The organism is Aurantiacibacter hainanensis (assembly GCF_036321025.1).
In the GTDB taxonomy this organism is placed as follows: domain Bacteria; phylum Pseudomonadota; class Alphaproteobacteria; order Sphingomonadales; family Sphingomonadaceae; genus Alteraurantiacibacter; species Alteraurantiacibacter hainanensis.
Map to the genome: position 1 here is coordinate 1,058,374 of NZ_JAZAPB010000001.1, position 17,558 is coordinate 1,075,931.

At 65.2% G+C, this 17,558-nt stretch carries 17 protein-coding genes; 14 read left to right on the plus strand and 3 right to left on the minus strand.

Annotated elements, in window-relative coordinates:
• Positions 1–64: 64 nt before the first annotated feature.
• Genes AAA989_RS05285 through AAA989_RS05300 form a run of 4 tightly spaced genes read left to right on the plus strand, consistent with a single transcriptional unit; the run spans position 65 to position 3,500 of the window.
• On the plus strand, positions 65–487 hold the full coding sequence (locus AAA989_RS05285; protein ID WP_338241655.1) for a hypothetical protein: 423 nt from the start codon (positions 65–67) through the stop codon (positions 485–487).
• Positions 484–1,233, plus strand: coding sequence for a hypothetical protein (locus AAA989_RS05290; protein WP_338241656.1), 750 nt, complete (start codon positions 484–486; stop codon positions 1,231–1,233). Before AAA989_RS05285 ends, AAA989_RS05290 begins: the two co-directional genes overlap by 4 nt.
• The gene (locus AAA989_RS05295; protein WP_338241657.1) at positions 1,230–1,958 is read left to right on the plus strand and encodes a hypothetical protein; all 729 of its coding nucleotides are present in this window, start codon (positions 1,230–1,232) and stop codon (positions 1,956–1,958) included. Before AAA989_RS05290 ends, AAA989_RS05295 begins: the two co-directional genes overlap by 4 nt.
• Positions 1,959–1,976: 18 nt before the next feature.
• On the plus strand, positions 1,977–3,500 hold the full coding sequence (locus AAA989_RS05300; protein WP_338241658.1) for a hypothetical protein: 1,524 nt from the start codon (positions 1,977–1,979) through the stop codon (positions 3,498–3,500).
• Positions 3,501–3,533: 33 nt separating this feature from the next.
• On the opposite strand, the gene AAA989_RS05305 is transcribed toward AAA989_RS05300, so the two are convergent.
• The gene (locus tag AAA989_RS05305) at positions 3,534–4,478 is read right to left on the minus strand and encodes an SDR family NAD(P)-dependent oxidoreductase (RefSeq protein WP_338241659.1); all 945 of its coding nucleotides are present in this window, start codon (positions 4,476–4,478) and stop codon (positions 3,534–3,536) included.
• 88 nt (positions 4,479–4,566) lie between these two features.
• On the opposite strand from AAA989_RS05305, the gene AAA989_RS05310 reads away from it, so the two are divergent.
• From AAA989_RS05310 to AAA989_RS05320, 3 genes are read left to right on the plus strand one after another with little or no spacing between them, the layout of a single operon-like run.
• Complete coding sequence (locus tag AAA989_RS05310; protein WP_338241660.1) at positions 4,567–5,295, plus strand: nuclear transport factor 2 family protein; 729 nt, start codon at positions 4,567–4,569, stop codon at positions 5,293–5,295.
• On the plus strand, positions 5,292–5,831 hold the full coding sequence (locus AAA989_RS05315; protein WP_338241663.1) for a nuclear transport factor 2 family protein: 540 nt from the start codon (positions 5,292–5,294) through the stop codon (positions 5,829–5,831). Before AAA989_RS05310 ends, AAA989_RS05315 begins: the two co-directional genes overlap by 4 nt.
• 14 nt (positions 5,832–5,845) lie before the next feature.
• Positions 5,846–6,982 (plus strand): amidohydrolase family protein, encoded by a 1,137-nt coding sequence (locus tag AAA989_RS05320; RefSeq protein ID WP_338241664.1) that lies wholly within the window; start codon positions 5,846–5,848, stop codon positions 6,980–6,982.
• A gap of 61 nt (positions 6,983–7,043) precedes the next feature.
• Here the strand turns inward: AAA989_RS05320 and AAA989_RS05325 are convergent, their stop codons facing one another.
• Positions 7,044–8,183 (minus strand): 5-methyltetrahydropteroyltriglutamate--homocysteine S-methyltransferase, encoded by a 1,140-nt coding sequence (locus tag AAA989_RS05325; RefSeq protein ID WP_338241665.1) that lies wholly within the window; start codon positions 8,181–8,183, stop codon positions 7,044–7,046.
• Between the two features lie 237 nt (positions 8,184–8,420).
• Between AAA989_RS05325 and AAA989_RS05330 the strand changes: the two genes are divergently transcribed.
• From AAA989_RS05330 to AAA989_RS05360, 7 genes are all read left to right on the plus strand, one after another.
• Positions 8,421–10,565, plus strand: coding sequence for a PQQ-dependent dehydrogenase, methanol/ethanol family (locus AAA989_RS05330; RefSeq protein ID WP_338241666.1), 2,145 nt, complete (start codon positions 8,421–8,423; stop codon positions 10,563–10,565).
• Positions 10,566–10,638: 73 nt separating this feature from the next.
• Positions 10,639–12,150, plus strand: a complete 1,512-nt coding sequence (locus AAA989_RS05335; protein ID WP_338241667.1) for an aldehyde dehydrogenase family protein — start codon at positions 10,639–10,641, stop codon at positions 12,148–12,150.
• Positions 12,151–12,245: 95 nt separating this feature from the next.
• Positions 12,246–13,118 carry an amidohydrolase family protein gene (locus AAA989_RS05340; protein WP_338241668.1) on the plus strand — a complete coding sequence of 291 codons (873 nt, stop codon included), beginning with the start codon at positions 12,246–12,248 and terminating at the stop codon, positions 13,116–13,118.
• A 4-nt stretch (positions 13,119–13,122) separates the two neighbouring features.
• On the plus strand, positions 13,123–13,599 hold the full coding sequence (locus AAA989_RS05345) for a protein tyrosine phosphatase family protein (RefSeq protein WP_338241669.1): 477 nt from the start codon (positions 13,123–13,125) through the stop codon (positions 13,597–13,599).
• Positions 13,596–14,342 carry an SDR family NAD(P)-dependent oxidoreductase gene (locus tag AAA989_RS05350; protein WP_338241671.1) on the plus strand — a complete coding sequence of 249 codons (747 nt, stop codon included), beginning with the start codon at positions 13,596–13,598 and terminating at the stop codon, positions 14,340–14,342. Before AAA989_RS05345 ends, AAA989_RS05350 begins: the two co-directional genes overlap by 4 nt.
• 18 nt (positions 14,343–14,360) lie before the next feature.
• A complete protein-coding gene (locus AAA989_RS05355) occupies positions 14,361–15,368 on the plus strand; it encodes a zinc-dependent alcohol dehydrogenase family protein (RefSeq protein WP_338241672.1) in 1,008 nt (335 codons plus the stop codon).
• A gap of 36 nt (positions 15,369–15,404) precedes the next feature.
• A complete protein-coding gene (locus tag AAA989_RS05360; protein WP_338241673.1) occupies positions 15,405–16,307 on the plus strand; it encodes a TauD/TfdA dioxygenase family protein in 903 nt (300 codons plus the stop codon).
• Positions 16,308–16,387: 80 nt separating this feature from the next.
• Here the strand turns inward: AAA989_RS05360 and AAA989_RS05365 are convergent, their stop codons facing one another.
• Positions 16,388–17,518, minus strand: a complete 1,131-nt coding sequence (locus AAA989_RS05365; protein ID WP_338241674.1) for an SGNH/GDSL hydrolase family protein — start codon at positions 17,516–17,518, stop codon at positions 16,388–16,390.
• Between the last annotated feature and the right edge of the window lie 40 nt (positions 17,519–17,558).

Consider the following 17,558-nt stretch of genomic DNA (forward strand, 5'->3'; position numbering starts at 1 on the left):
TCCGCCTCGCCAGAGGCGGGCGGTTCTGGTCATTTTCTGGTACAAACGGTAAAGGACAGGATCGATGACAAGAGCACCAATCGCGATGGCCTCGATCCTCGCTGCGGCCATATCGGCCCCTGCGGCAGCACAGCAGGATGCGTCCGTCTCCTGCGAAGGACACTTGGCGATGAACGACCACGCAGGGCGCACCACGATCATCCGCAGCGGCAGCGGCCACACGGCCCACGTATCCCGCGAAGGCGACGGCACGGTCCGCATCGAACAGGACGGCAAGGACCACGCGGGCCTGGTCGTCCAGTCGGGTGACGGCAGCCGGCTCGATATCGTCCAGCGCGGCGATGCGGCGCAGGCCGATGTTACGCAGGACGGCGCCTGCAACATCGCGGACCTCGCGCAATCGGGGTCGGGCAACTCGGCATCCGTCACGCAATCGGGCTCCGGCAACCGCGTCACGGTGCGCCAGGGCGGAGGCAGCGAGCAGTGAACAGGATCGGCCTTCTTTCGACCATCGCGGCCCTTTCGCTGGGCTGCGCTGCCGTGCCTGCCATGGCTGGTAACGACCAGACGCCGCCGGGCGATCCCTGCGGACTAGGTCCGGGCCAGGGCACCGGCAACCCGTGCAACGGAAACGACGGCAACCAGGGCGCCAACGGCAATGCGAACAAGGAAGAGGTTCGCATCGACGACGACCCGGCTTCTTTCGCGATCGAGCGGCCAGGCAGCGATCGCGGGGCCTACATCACCCAGATCGGTTCCGGCGCCACCGCCACGATCGGCCAGCGATCATCGAGCCAGTACGCCGGGGTGGTGCAGGAAGGCGATGGCAACAGGGCGCAGGTCGCGCAGGACGGACCGGGCGCGCACTTCGCATTGCTCACGCAGACAGGCGACGGCAACGAAGCCGACCTGCTGCAAGGCGGCACGTCCGAGCAGGTCGCGATCCTGTCGCAGCAGGGCGACGGCAACCTCCTGATGATCTCACAGGAAGGGCTGCTCGCATCGAACGGCGTGCTGGCGACGCAGCTGGGCAGCGACAACGAATTGAATCTGACCCAGCGCGGCGACGGCAACCAGGCGATGCTGGTGCAGGAGGGATCGGGCAACCTGATGACCGCGGCGCAGCTTGGCAACGACAACCAGCTTGCCTGGACGCAGAGCGGCGATAACCTGTCCGATCTCCAGATTACCCAGGGTGGCGGGCAGGCCATGCAGATCACGCAATCACGATGACTTGGCGGCCGCTTCCTCTGCTTGTCCTTGCCGCACTGGCGTTGCCGGCTGCGGCTCTGGCGCAGGACCGCGCGGACGCTACCCATGTCGACGAATTTACCATCGAACCCGGCTCCCGGTCGGCACAACAATCCGGAGTGGAACAGCTCGGCGAACGCGAGACGCTCGTGCCCACGCAGCAGGAACCGGGTCCGCCCGAAATCGATCCGCGCGAGGTCGGCAACTCGACGCGCGGCGCGATCGACCAGCTCTCCCCCGTCACCGCCGACACCGGCAGCCCGCAGCTGAGCGAACGCGACGCATCGCGAAACCTCGAAACCGCCGCCGTTTCCAGCTCTGCCGACAGCCGTCCGGAAACCGCGCAGGACATCGAGGGCGTCGACCGCCGCGACCCGGGACAGGAAACGACGGGCGCGGCGAGCTGCGAGGCCATTCTCGAAAGGCGGGCACAGGAATTCGCGGCGGCGGAGGCTCCGCGCATGAGCGCCGAGCAGGCCCTGCTTGCGGGACAAGGCGAGAGCGCGGAAATCCTGGCGCCCTTCTCCAGCGACCTGCGCACTCGCCTGGCGCAGGACAATCCCGATGCAAACGCCAGGTCCAATCAGGAACTGGCTTCAGTGGTCTTCCAGCAGAACGCTGCGCTGGCCGAAGCGCCGGATAATCTCGAGGAGGTTTCCGAATTGCTGCAAGCCCTCGATTTCGTTATACCACAGTCAGGACCATGATCGATGTCGGGGGGCACGATGGACAGATTCGAAGGCCTGAATGGCGATCGAATGCTTTCATTAAAGCGTGTTACGTCGCGGCAGAGCCGAGCCCGAATCGATAATACCGACAAGCGAGCGACTTACGCGGCAGGCGCCTTCCTGCTGACATCGGCAAGCCTCGTGGCCGTTGCCGGAGCCGTGCAGACCAACGGGCCTGTCGAGCCTGTGGTCGCCCAGCCCGCTCCCCCAACCATACGCGAGATGACCGCTGCCATACTGGCCGAGAGCCGCGGGAGCGCCGCGACCGAGGACCGGGAGAGCGCGCCCACGGCGCCAGCGGAAGAGCTTCCCCAGGTGCACTTCGCCTCGGTGTTCGAAATGCCTTTCGAAGCCGATCTGGAAGAAGGCGATTACCTCGCCCCGCAGATCACGCCGGAACTCGATCCCGAGCCCGCCGCACTGGTATCGTTTGCGGCACCGACTCCGGTCCGAGAGGCAAGGCCGTCCGGACTGAGCATCGGCGACTCGGCCGGTTTCAGCGCATCGGCAGAACCGCCGACGGACGACATCGTCGCGGTCAATTCCCGCACGGCGCGGCCCACCCCCAGGGGAGAAGGCCCCTCGGTCGCGCGGCCTCCCGCGGGCGGCGGGGTCAACCCGGCCCTGGCCTCTGCTCGCGATATGCGCGGCGAGTTCGGCGGAGAAGACCCGGCGAGCACAGATGATCTCAGCCTGGCAGAACTCGCCCGCGCGACGAGCGCGGAGGTCGAACCCGCGCCGCAGGCCCGCAGCGTCCCCTTGCCCGGGACCGTGGCACCAACCCGGCTCGCCACCGAAGTTTCGCTGACCGTTCCGGACGTCATTCCCGTGGCGCAGCCGGTCGCCGTGAGCCTCGGCGAGACGGTCGCACCGGCCTCGCAGCGCAAGCTGTTGACCGCCGGCGACATCGAGTTCGATGGCCAGCCAGCGCAGTCCTCATCCTCCAGCGACGAGGCCTTCCTGAGCAGAGCGGCAAAGATGCTGGGCGAAGCGAGCGAGGAGCCCGCGTCTCTCGCCGCCGCGTCAGACTTCGGCAGCGCGGTCGGCAGCAGTGCAGCCGCGTCGTCGATGCGACCGGTCGATATCGAGCAATTGCACGTTGCCACAGGCTCGCCCGCGCAGGTTGCACAGCTCTCGCCCGATCCGTCCAGCCTTGCCCGCATCGACCAGATCGGTGCGGGAGCCGCGAACTCGGTGCAGCTTGCCGATGCCGCTTTCCTGCCGCAGCTGAGCGACAGCGAACTGCAGCTCTACCGCGCGGAAATGCCGCAGCAGCTGGCCGTTCGCATCAGCGAGCGTGCCGTGGGCGAAGTGGGCTTCCGGGTGAACGACAACCGCGCGATCGAAATACAGGTCGGTGGCCTGCTCGCGCTGTTCCAGGGCGACATGGACGCGGAGACCTTCGAACGGCTGAGCAATTCGCTCGCGGCGCAGGAATTCATCACTCTCGACGATCTCGCCATGCGCGGCCTGCCGATGCGCTACAACGCCGCCTACGACGAACTGCGCTTCATCGGCTGATATCTCCGCGCCGCCGATGCGAAGCGCGGGACGCTACGTCAGGTCGTCCATTGCCACGTTCAGTCCCGCTTCTGCGTCGCGCATCGCCTTGCGGCGCAGGTTCTCGATATGCGCGCGGCCTTCCGGCACGGCCTCGACGGGAAGCGCGGCGATCTGCTTGGCGAATTCCTCGGTGAGGTCGACTGCATGCTCGGGATGGGTGAGGATCAGCCCGTCCTGCTGGCTCATCCCGCGCAGTATCTTGGCGCCGACCTCGTAGGGATCCATTCCGAACTGCTCGAAGGCGGTGCCGAACTGCTCGAGCTCGCCTTCTTTCGGCGGGGCAAATCCGGCGTCGGAGAATTTCTCGGGCCGCTTCTGCGCGCTGGCCCAGGCATTGGTGCGGGTCAGCGCCGGGCAGCACAGCGAGGTGCCGATGCCGTGCGGCGCGAGGTTGTAGCGCAGGCTGTCGGTCAGCCCGCGCACGGCGAACTTGCTGGCGGTGTAGATGCCCGCCTGCGGCCCCGGCAGGAAGGCGGCCATGCTGGCCACGTTCACCACGTGGCGACGCCCCTCGCTCGCCTTGATGCGGGGCAGGAAGCTTTGCAGCCCGTTCACCACGCCGCCGAAATTGACACCCATGATCCAGTCGTAATCGTCGTAGCTGGCCTCGTCCGTCGGGCCGAACACGCTGACCCCTGCGTTGTTAACCAGCACTTGGACTTCGCCGAAATGGTCGACCACTTCCTCCGCTACCTGGGCGAAGCGCTGGCGGTCGGTCACGTCCAGCTTGCAGAACAGCGGGATTTCATGGCCCTTGTCGACGAACCATGCCTCGGTCGCCGCGCGGTCGTCCTCGTTACGATAGCTCAGGGCCAGGCGCATGCCTGCGTCGGCGAAGGCCTGCGCGGTGCCAAGGCCGATGCCGGTGACCGCGCCGGTGATGAAGGCCACGCGGCCCTGCCATTCCTCGCTGTACTTCGCCGGATCGATCGTCATCGTTTGCCTCTCCCACCCTCGTTGGGGCTTCCATTGATTGTATCGTTCGTTAGTGTTGCACACAAAGAACGACATGGGGAGAGTCGATATGAGTGATGTGGAATCGCGCCTGGACGCACTGGAAAAGTCCGTTCACCGGCTGGAGGACGAAGCCGCCATCCAGCGCCTGCAGATGGCCTACGGCTATTACATCGATTACAACCGGCCCGAGGAAGTCGCGGGCCTTTTCGCCGAGGATGGCGTGGTCGTGTTCCTGTCCGGCGAGTATCTCGGACCCGAAGGCGTGATGCGCCTCTACGGCACGTGGTTCCAGAACCTGTTCACCCGCGGCCGTCGCGGCCCCGTGCACGGCCTGCTGCTCGACCATTTCCAGCTCCAGCCGGTGATTACCGTTGCCGAGGACCGCAAGACCGCCAAGGGACGCTTTCGCGGCATGCTGGCGGGCGGCTGGCATGACGAGGCGATGGACTGGAAGCCCGAAGGCCCACCGCAGCAGTTCTGGGAAGCCGGCATCTACGAGAACGACTACGTGCGCGAGAACGGCGTGTGGAAGATCAAGCGCCTCAATTACCTGATGCAGTGGCAGGGCGATTACGAGACCGGCTGGGCGCACACCACGGCGCACCTGCAGCCCGCGACGCAGACCTATCCGGAAAACCCGCTCGGCCCCGACCGCATCCTGCCCAAGGAAGAATGGCGCACCACCTGGCCCAATCGCCACCCGGTGGAAATGAGTTTCGCGCACCCGGTTCTGGGCGAAGCTTTCAAGGTTGGCCACTTCACCGACATGATGGTGAAGGACGAGTACGGAAATTGAGGTCGCGTCTTGCACTTGCGCTGGCGGCGGGACTCGTGCTCGCCGCCTGCGAGCAGGCGGGTACCGGGCCGCCGGACATGGAGCCTGCCGAGGAAGCGGCGGCGACCGCCGATCCTATGGATACGTCGGATCGCGAAAGTCTGTCCGACCACGAGGTGGCGGATCGCTTCATCGAGGTGTTCTACAACGAGAACCGCCTGACCGACGGGTTCGAGGCCTGGGTGCATCCCGATTACATCCAGCACGATCCCAATTCGCCCACCGGCCGCGACCCTACCATCGCGGTGCTGGCCGATCACATGCAGGCCAACCCGGAAATGACGCACGACGTGAAGCGGGTGATCTACGGTGACGATGGCGCTGCCGAGGGCGGCGGAACGCTGGTGGCGGTGCACTACCACTTCAAGCGGGCACCCGACGATCGCGGCAGCGCCGTGGTCGACATCTTCCGCGTGCAGGACGGCTATCTTGTCGAGCACTGGGACGTGATCCAGCCGGTGCCCGAAGAGGCGCTGAACGACAACACGATGTTCTGAAAGGAGAACGGGGCATGGTGACGGGCAAGCTGGAGGACGGCAGCGAGAAAGGCCTGAAGGGTCACTTCAAGGAGGACTTTTCGCACCGCACCCGCATCGGTCTTGCCCCCCGCGCCGGTCACATTGATCGAGACGCGCCCTACAAGCGCATCGCCACCGAGGAGGCCTGGACCTTTCCGGAGTTGGTGAAGGCGCAGGTCGATTACCTCCAAAGCGGGGATGCACCGGACGACGACAGCCTGAAGATGGCGGGCATGTTCTCGAAGATGCCCAGCCTGCAGGAGATGTTGCAGGACCTTGGGGCCTTGCGTCTCTCGCACATGGACGAGCTGGGCATCGACAGGCAGCTTCTGCTCCTGACAGCGCCCGGCGTACAGGTGGTACGGCCCGGCGACGGAACGCCGCTGGCGCGCGAGGCAAACGACATCGCCGCCGAGGCCTGTCGTAATCACCCGGATCGCTTCTCCGCCTGCGCCGCCTTCGATCCGCGCGACGTTGCGGGCAGCGTCAAGGAAATCGAGCGGGCCATGGGAGAGTTGAAGCTTAACGGCGCGGTGCTCAATTCGCATTTCCAGGGCCATTACCTCGACGAACAGGACTACTGGCCTATCCTCGAGGCGCTGGAGGCGATGGATGCCGCGCTCTACATCCATCCCACCGCGCCCTACAACGCGCCGCACTACGAGGATCGCGGCTTCCTCGGCGCGCTGGCAGGCTTTCCGCACGACGTGTGGCTGCACACGATGGGACTCATCTTCTCGGGCGCCTTCGACCGCTTCCCGAAGCTGCGGCTCGTCATCGGCCACATGGGCGAATGCCTGCCGCTGCATCTCTACCGGTTCGACTGGATGCAGGGGAACGCCGACGGGCGTAGTCACCTGCGCGGCGGCAACCAGCCAAAGCTGAAGCATCCGGTCAGCTACTATTTCCAGAACAACATCTGGATCACCACCAGCGGCGTCGGCTGGGAACCGGCGATCAAGTTCTGCCAGCAGGTGATGGGCGTAGACCGCGTGCTCTACGCCATGGATTACCCCTACCAGCAAAGCTACGACGAGGTCGCCGCCTACGACCGGATGGACATGGACGCGAAGACCAAGCGGATGCTCATGGAAGACAACGCACGCACCGTGTTTCGCATCACCGGGTGATACGAAAAGGGCGATCCCGCCAAGGACCGCCCTTCCCTTTTCCTCGCAGTCGCCTGACCGATCAGTCGACTTCGGCGGGCACCTTGCCCCAGACCTCCTCGGCCACCTCGACGCACAGGCGGATCTTGTCGGCCTGCTGCTCGGTGGTGATGTCGTTGCCGTGCACGGTGCTGGCAAAGCCGCACTGCGGGCTGATGGCCAGCTGTTCGATCGGTGCGAACTGCGCGGCTTCGTCGATACGGCGCTTGATCGCGTCCTTGTCTTCCTTTTCGCCCAGCTTGGTGGAGACCAGGCCCAGCACGACGGTCTTGCCCTTTGGCAGGAAGCGCAGCGGGCTGAAATCGCCCGAGCGGGCATCGTCGTATTCGAGGAAGAAGGCGTCGATGTCGCATTCGTTGAACATCACTTCGGCCACGGGGTCGTACCCGCCTTCGGCCGCCCAGCTCGAGCGGAAGTTGCCGCGGCACAGGTGCATGGTACGCACCAGGTCATCGGGCGCGCCGGCAAAGCTTGCGTTGATCAGCTTGGCGTAGTCGTGGGTGATGGAATCCGGGTCCATCCCGCGGTTCTTCGCGTCCTCGCGGTGACCGGTGTCGCACAGGTAGGCGAGGTTGGTATCGTCGAACTGGATGTAGCGGCAACCGGCATCTACGAGGTCGGCGACCTCTTCGGAATAGGCCTTGGCGACATCGTCGTAGAAGCCCTGCATGTCGGGATAGGCTTCTTCGGGAATGCCTGCCCGGCCGGCACGGAAATGCAGCATCGTCGGGCTGGGAATGGCGACCTTCGCCTTTGCACCCGGCTTCGTCACCTGCGCGGAGAGGAACTCGTAATCGGCGCGCTGGATCGGTTTGACGTGCTCCACCTTGCCGGTGATGACCATCTTGGGCGGCGCGAACTTCACGTCCACGCCCTTGTCGTTCTTGAAGGCCTTCTGGATGCCGCCGGTTTCCTCCACGCCCGAAAGCTGGAGCAGGAAGTCGGTGTGGAAGAACTTGCGCCGGTATTCGCCGTCGGTGATGGCCATGAGGCCGAGGTCCTGCTGCCATTCGGCCAGCTCGGCAATGGCGGCGTTCTCGACCTCGCGCAGGGCATCGCGGTCGATATCGCCTGCGGCGAAGCGCTCGCGCGCCTCGATCACGGATCGCGGACGGAGGAAGGAGCCGACGTGATCGGCCCGTGAGGGTAGCTTGAATGTCATCGGATTAATCCTGTCGTGGCTAATAGCATGAATGCAAAGCCAGGGTCATGACGCGGGCTCGCGCTCGACTGACGAGGGCAAGAATACTCCCATTCCACCCCGCAACGCAACAGCCCGTTCGACCGGAAGGCGACCAAAGGCACGCTTGACCTTGTCCGCGACAATTCTAACGATGGTTACGATTGCGCGGGTCCCTGGCCATGGAGAGTCGCGCGCCGCGCTTTGGGAGAGGCGAGAATGCATCTGGGAAAGTGGGCGGCAGGTGCCGCCATGGGTATAGCGCTGGCAAGTTGCCAGACCGCCGGGGAGACTCCCGCGGCAGTGGCCTCCGCATCTGTCGGCACGGTGGACGGGGAGGACCTGCTTTCGGCTGCTGCCAACAACGCAAACTGGCTGACCTACGGGCGCGACTATGCCGAACAGCGCTATAGCCCGCTTGCCCTGATCAATGCCGGCAACGTCGGAAGCCTGGGGCTGGCCTGGTACGCCGACATGGATACCGCGCGCGGGCAGGAGGCGACGCCGCTGGTGATCGATGGGCAGCTGTTCGTCACCACCGCCTGGAGCAAGGTGAAGGCCTACGACGCCACCACCGGCGCCCCGCTGTGGGAATACGATCCTCAGGTCCCCGGCGAGACGGCGGTGAATGCCTGCTGCGACGTGGTGAACCGCGGCGTGGCGGCCTGGGGCGACATGCTGTTCCTGGGGACGCTCGACGGGCGGCTCGTCGCCCTCGACCGCGCCACGGGTAACGAGGTCTGGTCCGAAGTCACCGTCGACCAGTCCATGCCCTACACCATCACCGGCGCGCCCCGCGTGATCGACGGCAAGGTGATCATCGGCAACGGCGGCGCGGAATATTCCACCCGCGGCTACGTCTCCGCCTACGATGCCGAAACAGGCGAAATGCTCTGGCGCTTCTACACCGTGCCCGGCAGCCCGCAGGAAGCGGGCAGCGAGCCCGCACACCTTGCCGCCGCGCGGGAGACCTGGACCGGCGAGTGGTGGGAGCTGGGCGGCGGCGGCACCGTGTGGGATGCCATGGCCTACGATCCCGATCTCGACCTGCTGTATATCGGCGTGGGCAACGGATCGCCCTGGAACCAGGCCTATCGCTCGCCCGAGGGCGGCGACAACCTTTACCTCTCCAGCATCGTGGCGCTGCGGCCCGATACCGGCGAGTACGTGTGGCATTACCAGACGACGCCCGGCGATACGTGGGATTTCACCGCCACTCAGCACATCATGCTGGCCGATCTCGAGATCGACGGCGAGGTGCGCGAGGTGCTGATGCAGGCGCCCAAGAACGGCTTCTTCTACGTGATCGACCGCGCCACCGGCGAACTGATCAGCGCCAACAACTACGTGCCGCAGAACTGGACCACCGGCATCGACATGGCGACCGGTCGCCCGATCGAAGTGCCGGAGGCGCGTTATGGAGATACCGGCGTGCCCTTCGTCTCCAGCCCCGGCGCGGGCGGCGGACACAACTGGCACCCGATGGCCTACCACCCGGGCGAGGGGCTGGTGTTCATTCCCGCCATCGAAGCGGCCTTCCCCTACGTGCCGGAAGCCGACTGGGAGCCCGATCCGCATCGCGGCTTCAACGTGGGTATCGACCAGTCCGCCGGCTTCCTGCCTGCCGATCCGGAAATTCGCGCCGCCTCTGCCGCCGCCACGAAGGGCGCCCTGATTGCGTGGGACCCTGTCGCGCAGCAGGAACGCTGGCGTGTGCAGTATCCCGGCCCGTGGAACGGCGGCGCGCTGGCGACCGGCGGGGGGCTGGTTTTCCAGGGCACGGCAGCGGGCAACATGGCCGCCTACAGCGTGGCCGACGGCAGCGAGCTGTGGCGCTTCCGCGCGCAGACCGGCGTGGTCGCCCCGCCCATCACCTACATGATCGACGGCGAGCAGTACGTCGCCGTGCTGGCCGGCTGGGGCGGCATCTGGGCGCTGGCGCCCGGCGGCTTCCTGAACGAGACCAGCGGCCCGGTGCAGAACATCTCGCGCCTGCTGGTGTTCAAGCTGGGCGCAAGCGGCGAACTGCCGCCCGAGCCCGAGCTGGTGCGCCTGCCGCTCGATCCGCCGCCTTTCCGCGGCACCCAGGAACAGGTGGCCGGAGGGACCTACGACTACGGCCGCTATTGCGGCACCTGCCATGGCGACAATGCCGTGGGATCGACCGTCCTGCCCGACCTGCGCCGCAGCGCCGTGCTGCAAAGCGAGCAGGTGTGGCAGACGATCGTCCACGACGGCGCGCTGGCCGAGCGCGGCATGGTCGGCTTTTCCGAAAGCCTCTCGCCTGCGGAGATCGAGGCCATTCGCCAGTTCGTGATATTCCGCGCCAATCAGGACAAGGAGCTTGACGCGCGCGGCGGATAGAGTCGCCACCGATCGCAATGATTGCTATAACATACAACAATTCTTCTGATTCTCCCGGGAAAGGAGCCCCACGATGAACGAACAGACCACGATCGACCGCACGCAGCGCGAATATTCGGATGCCGCCAAGAAGGCGCTTGGCCGCAGCCCGCAGCTCTTCATCAATGGCGAATGGGTGGATTCCAGCCACGGCGAGACGCTGGACGTGGAAGACCCCTCCTCCGGCAAGGTCGTCTCCAGCATCGTGGAAGCCAGCGACAAGGACGTGGACCGCGCCGTTGCCGCCGCACGCACCGCCTTCGACGATGGCCGCTGGCGGGGCATGCCGCCGGTCGCCCGCCAGAAGATCATGAATCGCCTGGCCGACCTGATCGAGGAACATGCCGACGAGCTGGCCGAACTGGAAGCCATCGACGTGGGCAAGCCCAAGGGCATGGCCGGCGCGATCGACGTGCCGGGCGCCGCCGCCCACATCCGCTTCTGCGCGGGCTGGGCCGGCAAGATCAACGGCGAGACGATCAGCCCCTACACCATGCCGGGCGACATGATGTTCGCCTACACGCTGAAGGAGCCGGTGGGCGTCTGCGCGCAGATCGTGCCGTGGAACTTCCCGCTGCTGATGGCCTGCCTCAAGATCGCCCCGGCGCTGGCCGCGGGCTGCACCACGGTGCTCAAGCCTGCCGAGCAGACCAGCCTCACCGCGCTGCGCCTGGCCGATCTGGTTGCGGAGGCCGGCATTCCGGCGGGCGTGGTCAACATCATCACCGGCAACGGCCATACCGCCGGCGACCGGCTGGTGAGGCACCCCGATGTCGACAAGGTGGCCTTCACCGGCTCCACCGAGATCGGCAAGCTGATCAACCGCAACGTCACCGACACGCTGAAGCACATCACGCTGGAACTGGGCGGCAAGAGCCCGGTGGTGGTGATGCCCGATGTCGACATCCAGGAAACCGCCCCCGGCGTCAGCCAGGCGATCTTCTTCAACTCCGGCCAGGTCTGCGTTGCGGGCAGCCGCCTCTACGCGCACAAGAGCGTGTTCGACGAAGTGGTGGAAGGCATGGCCAACACCGCCGAGTTCTGGGCACCGCGCGCCAGCCTCGATCCCGATGCCCACATGGGGCCGCTGGTGTCGAAGGAGCAGCACGAGCGCGTGATGGGCTACATCGATGCCGGCAAGCGCGACGGTGCATCCGTCCTGATGGGCGGCGACGGTCCGGGTGGTGACGGCTACTACGTGAACCCCACCATCCTCACCGACGTGAATCCGCAGATGAGCGTCGTGCGCGAGGAGATCTTCGGCCCCGTGGTCGTCGCCCAGCGGTTCGAGGACCTCGACGAAGTGGTGAAGGATGCCAACGACACGCAGTACGGCCTCGCCGCCGGTGTCTGGACCAAGGACGCCAGCGCCGCGCACCGCATCGCCAGCAAGCTGCAGGCGGGCACGGTGTGGGTGAACTGCCACGCCATGATCGACACCGCGATCCCGTTCGGCGGCTACAAGGAAAGCGGCGTGGGCCGCGAACAGGGCCGCGAGGGTATCGAGGCCTATCTCGAAACCAAGTCGGTGATCATGAAGCTGTGATCGACTGACACCAGACGAGGCCCGCCTTCGGCATTGCCGGGGCGGGCCTTGTCGTGTTTACCTTTGGCCCCACTGGAACACGCGAGGGAAAGCCGTTGCCCGTAGATCCCGACAAAGTCCGCGCCATCGACGTGCACGTTCACGCCGAGGTTTCCTGCCATGACCCGGAAGACCCGGTGATGGGCAAGTTCTTCGATGCCGCCAGCACCTATTTCAAGGCGCCGCGCGAGCGGCCGAAGATGCCCGAGATCATCGAGCTTTACCGCGAGACCAACATCGCCTTCTGCATGTTCACCGTCGATTGCGAGAGCGGCATGGGGGCCAAGCGCGTCTCCAACTACGAGGTCGCGGAGATCGCCAACAAGAACGACGATATCTGCATCCCCTTCGCCAGCATCGATCCGCACAAGGGCAAGTACGGCGCGCGCGAGGCGCTGGACCTGATCGAGAACCACGGCGTGAAGGGCTTCAAGTTCCACGGGATCGCGCAGAACGCGCACCCGGCGGACCGCATGGGCTACCCGATCTACGAGGTGATCAACGAGTACAAGCTGCCCGTCATCTTCCACACCGGCCACTCCGGAATGGGCACCGGGATGCGCGGTGGCGGCGGGATGCGCCTGAAGTACGGCGAGCCCATGCTGATCGACGACGTCGCCGTGGACTTCCCCGACATGAAGATCATCCTTGCCCACCCCAGCTGGCCGTGGGTGGACCAGAGCCTGTCGATGGCGCTGCACAAGGACAACGTGTTCATCGACCTGTCGGGATGGAGCCCGAAGTACTTCCCCAAGCAGGTGATCACCTACGCAAATACGCAGCTGAAGCACAAGATGATGTTCGGCAGCGACTTTCCGCTGATCCACCCGGACAAGTGGATCAAGGCGGCCAAGGACGTTGGCTTCCGCGACGAGGTGATGCCCGGCATCATGAAGGACAACGCTGCACGGGTGCTGGGACTGGTCTAGGCCCGTGGGCGGCGGTGACATCGGCGACCCGGTCGATATCCGTGGCTGGCTGCGCCTGTCGCCTCGCTTCACGACATCGGGACGGCTGCACGCCGAGGACCTGCCGCGCCTGGCCGCGCTGGGCGTGCGCCATGTCGTCAACCTCGCCCTCGACAACCATCCGGAGGCGCTGGCCGGCGAAGCTGAGAAGCTGCGTGCGTCAGGCATCGCCTACACCCACATCCCGGTGCCGTTCGATGCGCCGACGGACGAACACTACCGGCAGTTCGTGACTGCCATCGAGGACATGGAGTGCCCCGCGCACGTCCATTGCATCATGAACTACCGGGTGTCGGCGTTCTTCTATCGCTGGCACCGCTCTTGCGGCATGCCGGAGCCTGAGGCACGAAGGCTGATGGAGAAAATATGGTCGCCGCATGATAGCGACCGCCCGGACGTGAAACCATGGCGGGCATTCGTGGAGAGGGCAGGACAGGAATGAATTTCGAAGGGCAGCACATCGCCATCACCGGCGCATCTTCCGGCATCGGGCTGGAGACCGCGCGCCTGCTGGCACAGCGCGGCGGGAAGGTGACGCTGATAGCGCGGCGGGCGGACAAGCTGGAGGAGGCCGCGCGCGAGATCGGCGCAAGCGCCGCCTTCGCCGCCGCCGACGTGGGCGATCGCGAACAGCTGGAAAAGGCGCTGGAAGATGCCGAGCGCCAGAACGGCGCGATCACCGGCCTTTTCGCCAATGCCGGGCTGACCGGCGGCTTCACACCGCTGCTGGACTATCCGGGGGACCTTTGGGACGACACGTTGCGCGTGAACCTCTCCAGCGTGTTCTGGGCCATCCAGAAAGTACTGCCGGCCATGGTGGAGGCGAAGCGGGGCAGCATCCTCGTCACCGGCTCGATGGCCTCCAAACGGGGCATGGCCATGAACCCTGCCTATGTCGCATCGAAGCACGGCCTCCTGGGACTGTCGCGCGCGGTGGCCATGGAAATGGCGCCCCACGGCGTACGCTGCAATTGCGTGATCCCGGGCTTCATCGAGACAGAGGCGCTGGCGCGCATTCCTGAGGAACAGCGCGGCATGATAGAAAAGCGCATACCCCAGCGCCGCATGGGACACGTCGCGGAACTGGCCGAAGTCGCCGCGTTTCTCTTGTCGGATGCGGCAAGTCATGTGACAGGGCAGGACTGGGCCGTCGACGGCGGCACGCTGGAAACGCTGGAAGTATAGGACTGCGGGGAGAGAACGATGCGCGCATGGCTGATGCCGGAAGGCTCCGACGGCTTCGACAAGCTGTACATGGACGAGTTGCCCGATCCCGAGCCGGGTCCGGGCGAGATCCTGATCGCGCCCAAGGCATGGTCGCTCAACTACCGCGATTTCGCGGTTGCCGCCGGGAAGTATTTCGGCGGCCCGATCACCGAGCCTTCGATCCCGCTGTCGGATGGCGCGGGCAAGGTCGTGGCGATTGGCGAAGGCGTGAAGTCGGTGCGCGTCGGGGACGAGGTTCAATCCACCTTCTTCCAGGGATGGTACGACGGTCCGCCCAAGTTCGTGCCTGCGCTGGGTGACGGCAAGGCGCCCGGCATGCTGGCGGAAAAGGTCGTGCTGGATCAGCACGGCGTGATCCCCATCGCGCGCAGCCTGGATGTGCAGCAGGCCTCCTGTCTGCCCTGCGCGGGCGTGACCGCGTGGAACGCCCTGTTCGAGGGCGGTCGTCCGCTGGAAGCGGGTGAGAAGGTGCTGGTGCTGGGCACTGGCGGCGTGTCGCTTATCGCCATGACACTGGCCAAGGCGGCAGGCGCGGAGGTGATCGTCACCAGTTCCTCCGACGAGAAGTTGGAGCAAGTGAAGGCTCTCGGCGCCGATCACACGATCAATTACAAGACTACGCCCGAGTGGGGTAACCACGTGAAGGAACAGTTCGGCGGCGCGGACAAGATCGTCGAGGTTGGCGGCACCGGCACGCTGGAGCAGAGCATGAACGCCTGCGCGCCGCTGGCCGAGATCGCGCTGATCGGCGTGCTGGCCGATGGCACTCCCCCCGAGCCGCGCGGCCTGATGTTCACCGGCTCTTCCATCCGCGGCATCTTCGTCGGCTCCGCGCGGATGGCCGAGGATCTCAACGCCTTCGTGGATGCGCACCACCTGAAGATCCCGGTGGGCAAGACCTTCGCCTTCGAAGAAGCGGACAAGGCCTATCAACACGGCTGGGGTCCGGACAGTTTCGGAAAGACGGTCATCGCGCTGGGATAAGTCGCTCCCCACCCGCGCGCAGAGAGGAGAGACCCGATGTGGCAGGTCCGCGTGAGCCCTTGCGGCGATTTCGACAACCATCCGTTCAAGTCGAACCATTTCGGCGTGGAGCCGCTCGGCGCCGCCATGGGCGCGGAGATCACCGGGGTGCGCTTGCCCGAACTGTCCGACGAAGGCATCGAGAGCCTCAAGCAGGCGCTGTGGAAGCACAAGATGGTCTACCTGAAGGACCAGCACCTCAGCCACGCCGAGCACGAGGAATTCGCAAGCCGCCTGGGGCCCTTTGCCGTCGACGCCTACACGCAAGGGGTGGAGGGGCACCGCGAGGTGCATCCCATCATCAAGGAGGCCGACGAGGTGACGCCCAGCCTGTTCGGCGGCGGCTGGCACACCGACAGCCCCTTCCTGCCCGAACCGCCCAGCATCACCACCCTGCGGCAGGTGGAAGGACCGCCCTACGGCGGCGACACCACCTGGGCCAACAGTGCGCTGGCCTTTCGCCACCTGTCCGAAACCTACCGCATCATGCTGCGGCCGCTGCGCGTGCACATGAGCGCGCGCAACAATATCGCCACCCAGAACCTGCTGCGCGATGGCGGCGCGATCCAGTTCGGCGATCCGGCCAAGCAGGAACAGGGCATCAAGGGCAGCTACCACCCTCTGGTCCGCACGCACCCGCACACCGGAGAGGAAGCGCTGTACATCTGCGATACCTATGCGGTCGGGATCGAAGGCATGACCACGCACGAGGCCAGGCCGATCATCGAATACCTGGTGTGGCACACCACCCAGCACGCCTTTACCTGCCGCCTGCGCTGGAAGCCGGGCATGGTCTGCATGTGGGACAACGCCGCCACCATGCACCTGGGCCCCAACGACTACGACGGCTTCCGGCGTGAAATGTATCGCACGACCACGGCGGGCGGCGCGCCGCATTAGGTCGCAAGCGAGGCAGAGCCTGCGTCAGGTCTCCAGGCGTTCATCGTCGGCGAGAGGCGGCGGCTCCGCCGAATTCCGGGTCACGAGCACGCGACGTTGGAGGGATCGAAACTGGTTCGGTCCATAAACTCGGCATCAGGCACAACGACCGCGGCTCCATTTTCCTGCAACAATTGCGCTGCCGCACGCGCCACGGCGAAATTGCCGGGCTCGCGCAGGTGGTAATCGGGATTGCCGAAAAGTTCGCTCGTCGGAATGCCCGCTTCCCGGGCCGCGTCCTCAAGCACCGGTTTCAGGTCCAGGTATGTGAAGCCGTTCTCTTCCGCAGCCTCTTGCAGCAGCCCGCGCGTGGCATTGCCATATCCCACGGCATCTTCACGCAGGGACATCCGCTTGTCCTCGAAGAATTCCGAAGCCTCGGGAAGGGAAAATACGAACAGGCGCGCGCCCTGATCCGCAACCGAGCGCGAGAGTTCCGCCAGCGATTGGGCAAGCAGTTCTTCCTCATCCTCGCTCGGAGTCGAGGAGTAGCGATAGCCGTCGAGATAGCCCTCCTTGAACCGCTGCAGTAGCTTGCCGACGTGAAGGGTGAAAAGCATTTGCTTCAACCTTTGCATCGCGGAAGGCTCACGCGAATTGGCCTCCGGATCATCCTGCCAGGCCTTGAAATCGAGGTTGTCGGCAAGGTCGTTGCCATTGAAGACGAACAGCAGGACGACTTCATGGGGGATCGTGTCCTTGAACTCCTGGTAGGTCAGTGCGTGCTGCATCGTTCCGTGGCCGCCGGTGCCCAGGTTTACGAAGTGCGTGCCCTGCGACCATTGCGACAACAGCGCAGGGATGGTCTCGGTCTCATCGGCAAGCGTTCCGCGAACGAATGAATCGCCAAGGACCAATATCCGTTCTTCGGCATCGCCTAGGTCGAACTCGCCGCGAAATCCGTATTCGTTGGTCTCGATGAGAGAAGCGCTGTCATTGAGAAACTCGAAGTAGCGCTGGTTCGGCAGTTCGCGCGAATTCACCACCGGATGCGCGACCAGCTGCTGTGGGCCTCCTTCACAGAAATAGAACGGGCTGGCTCCGAGGGGGACGTTCGCCATCTCTCGGCTTGCATGGGGCTGGAAATCGAGCGGATCGAGAACGCGCAGACCGATCTCTACGATCAACAGTGCGAAGACGGTGCTCAGACCGGCTATGACGATGCTTTTCACGAACAATCCCCCCCAGGTAGTTCGACATCAAGCATACACC

Excerpts from the sequence above, each read along its gene's own strand:
- AAA989_RS05305 (WP_338241659.1), bottom strand. The coding sequence starts at position 4,478 with ATGACGATCGATCCGGCGAAGTACAGCGAGGAATGGCAGGGCCGCGTG.
- AAA989_RS05330 (WP_338241666.1), top strand. The coding sequence starts at position 8,421 with ATGCATCTGGGAAAGTGGGCGGCAGGTGCCGCCATGGGTATAGCGCTG.
- AAA989_RS05360 (WP_338241673.1), top strand. The coding sequence starts at position 15,405 with ATGTGGCAGGTCCGCGTGAGCCCTTGCGGCGATTTCGACAACCATCCG.
- AAA989_RS05295 (WP_338241657.1), top strand. The coding sequence starts at position 1,230 with ATGACTTGGCGGCCGCTTCCTCTGCTTGTCCTTGCCGCACTGGCGTTG.
- AAA989_RS05335 (WP_338241667.1), top strand. The coding sequence starts at position 10,639 with ATGAACGAACAGACCACGATCGACCGCACGCAGCGCGAATATTCGGAT.
- AAA989_RS05355 (WP_338241672.1), top strand. The coding sequence starts at position 14,361 with ATGCGCGCATGGCTGATGCCGGAAGGCTCCGACGGCTTCGACAAGCTG.
- AAA989_RS05285 (WP_338241655.1), top strand. The coding sequence starts at position 65 with ATGACAAGAGCACCAATCGCGATGGCCTCGATCCTCGCTGCGGCCATA.
- AAA989_RS05325 (WP_338241665.1), bottom strand. The coding sequence starts at position 8,183 with ATGACATTCAAGCTACCCTCACGGGCCGATCACGTCGGCTCCTTCCTC.
- AAA989_RS05350 (WP_338241671.1), top strand. The coding sequence starts at position 13,596 with ATGAATTTCGAAGGGCAGCACATCGCCATCACCGGCGCATCTTCCGGC.
- AAA989_RS05320 (WP_338241664.1), top strand. The coding sequence starts at position 5,846 with ATGGTGACGGGCAAGCTGGAGGACGGCAGCGAGAAAGGCCTGAAGGGT.
- AAA989_RS05310 (WP_338241660.1), top strand. The coding sequence starts at position 4,567 with ATGAGTGATGTGGAATCGCGCCTGGACGCACTGGAAAAGTCCGTTCAC.
- AAA989_RS05300 (WP_338241658.1), top strand. The coding sequence starts at position 1,977 with ATGGACAGATTCGAAGGCCTGAATGGCGATCGAATGCTTTCATTAAAG.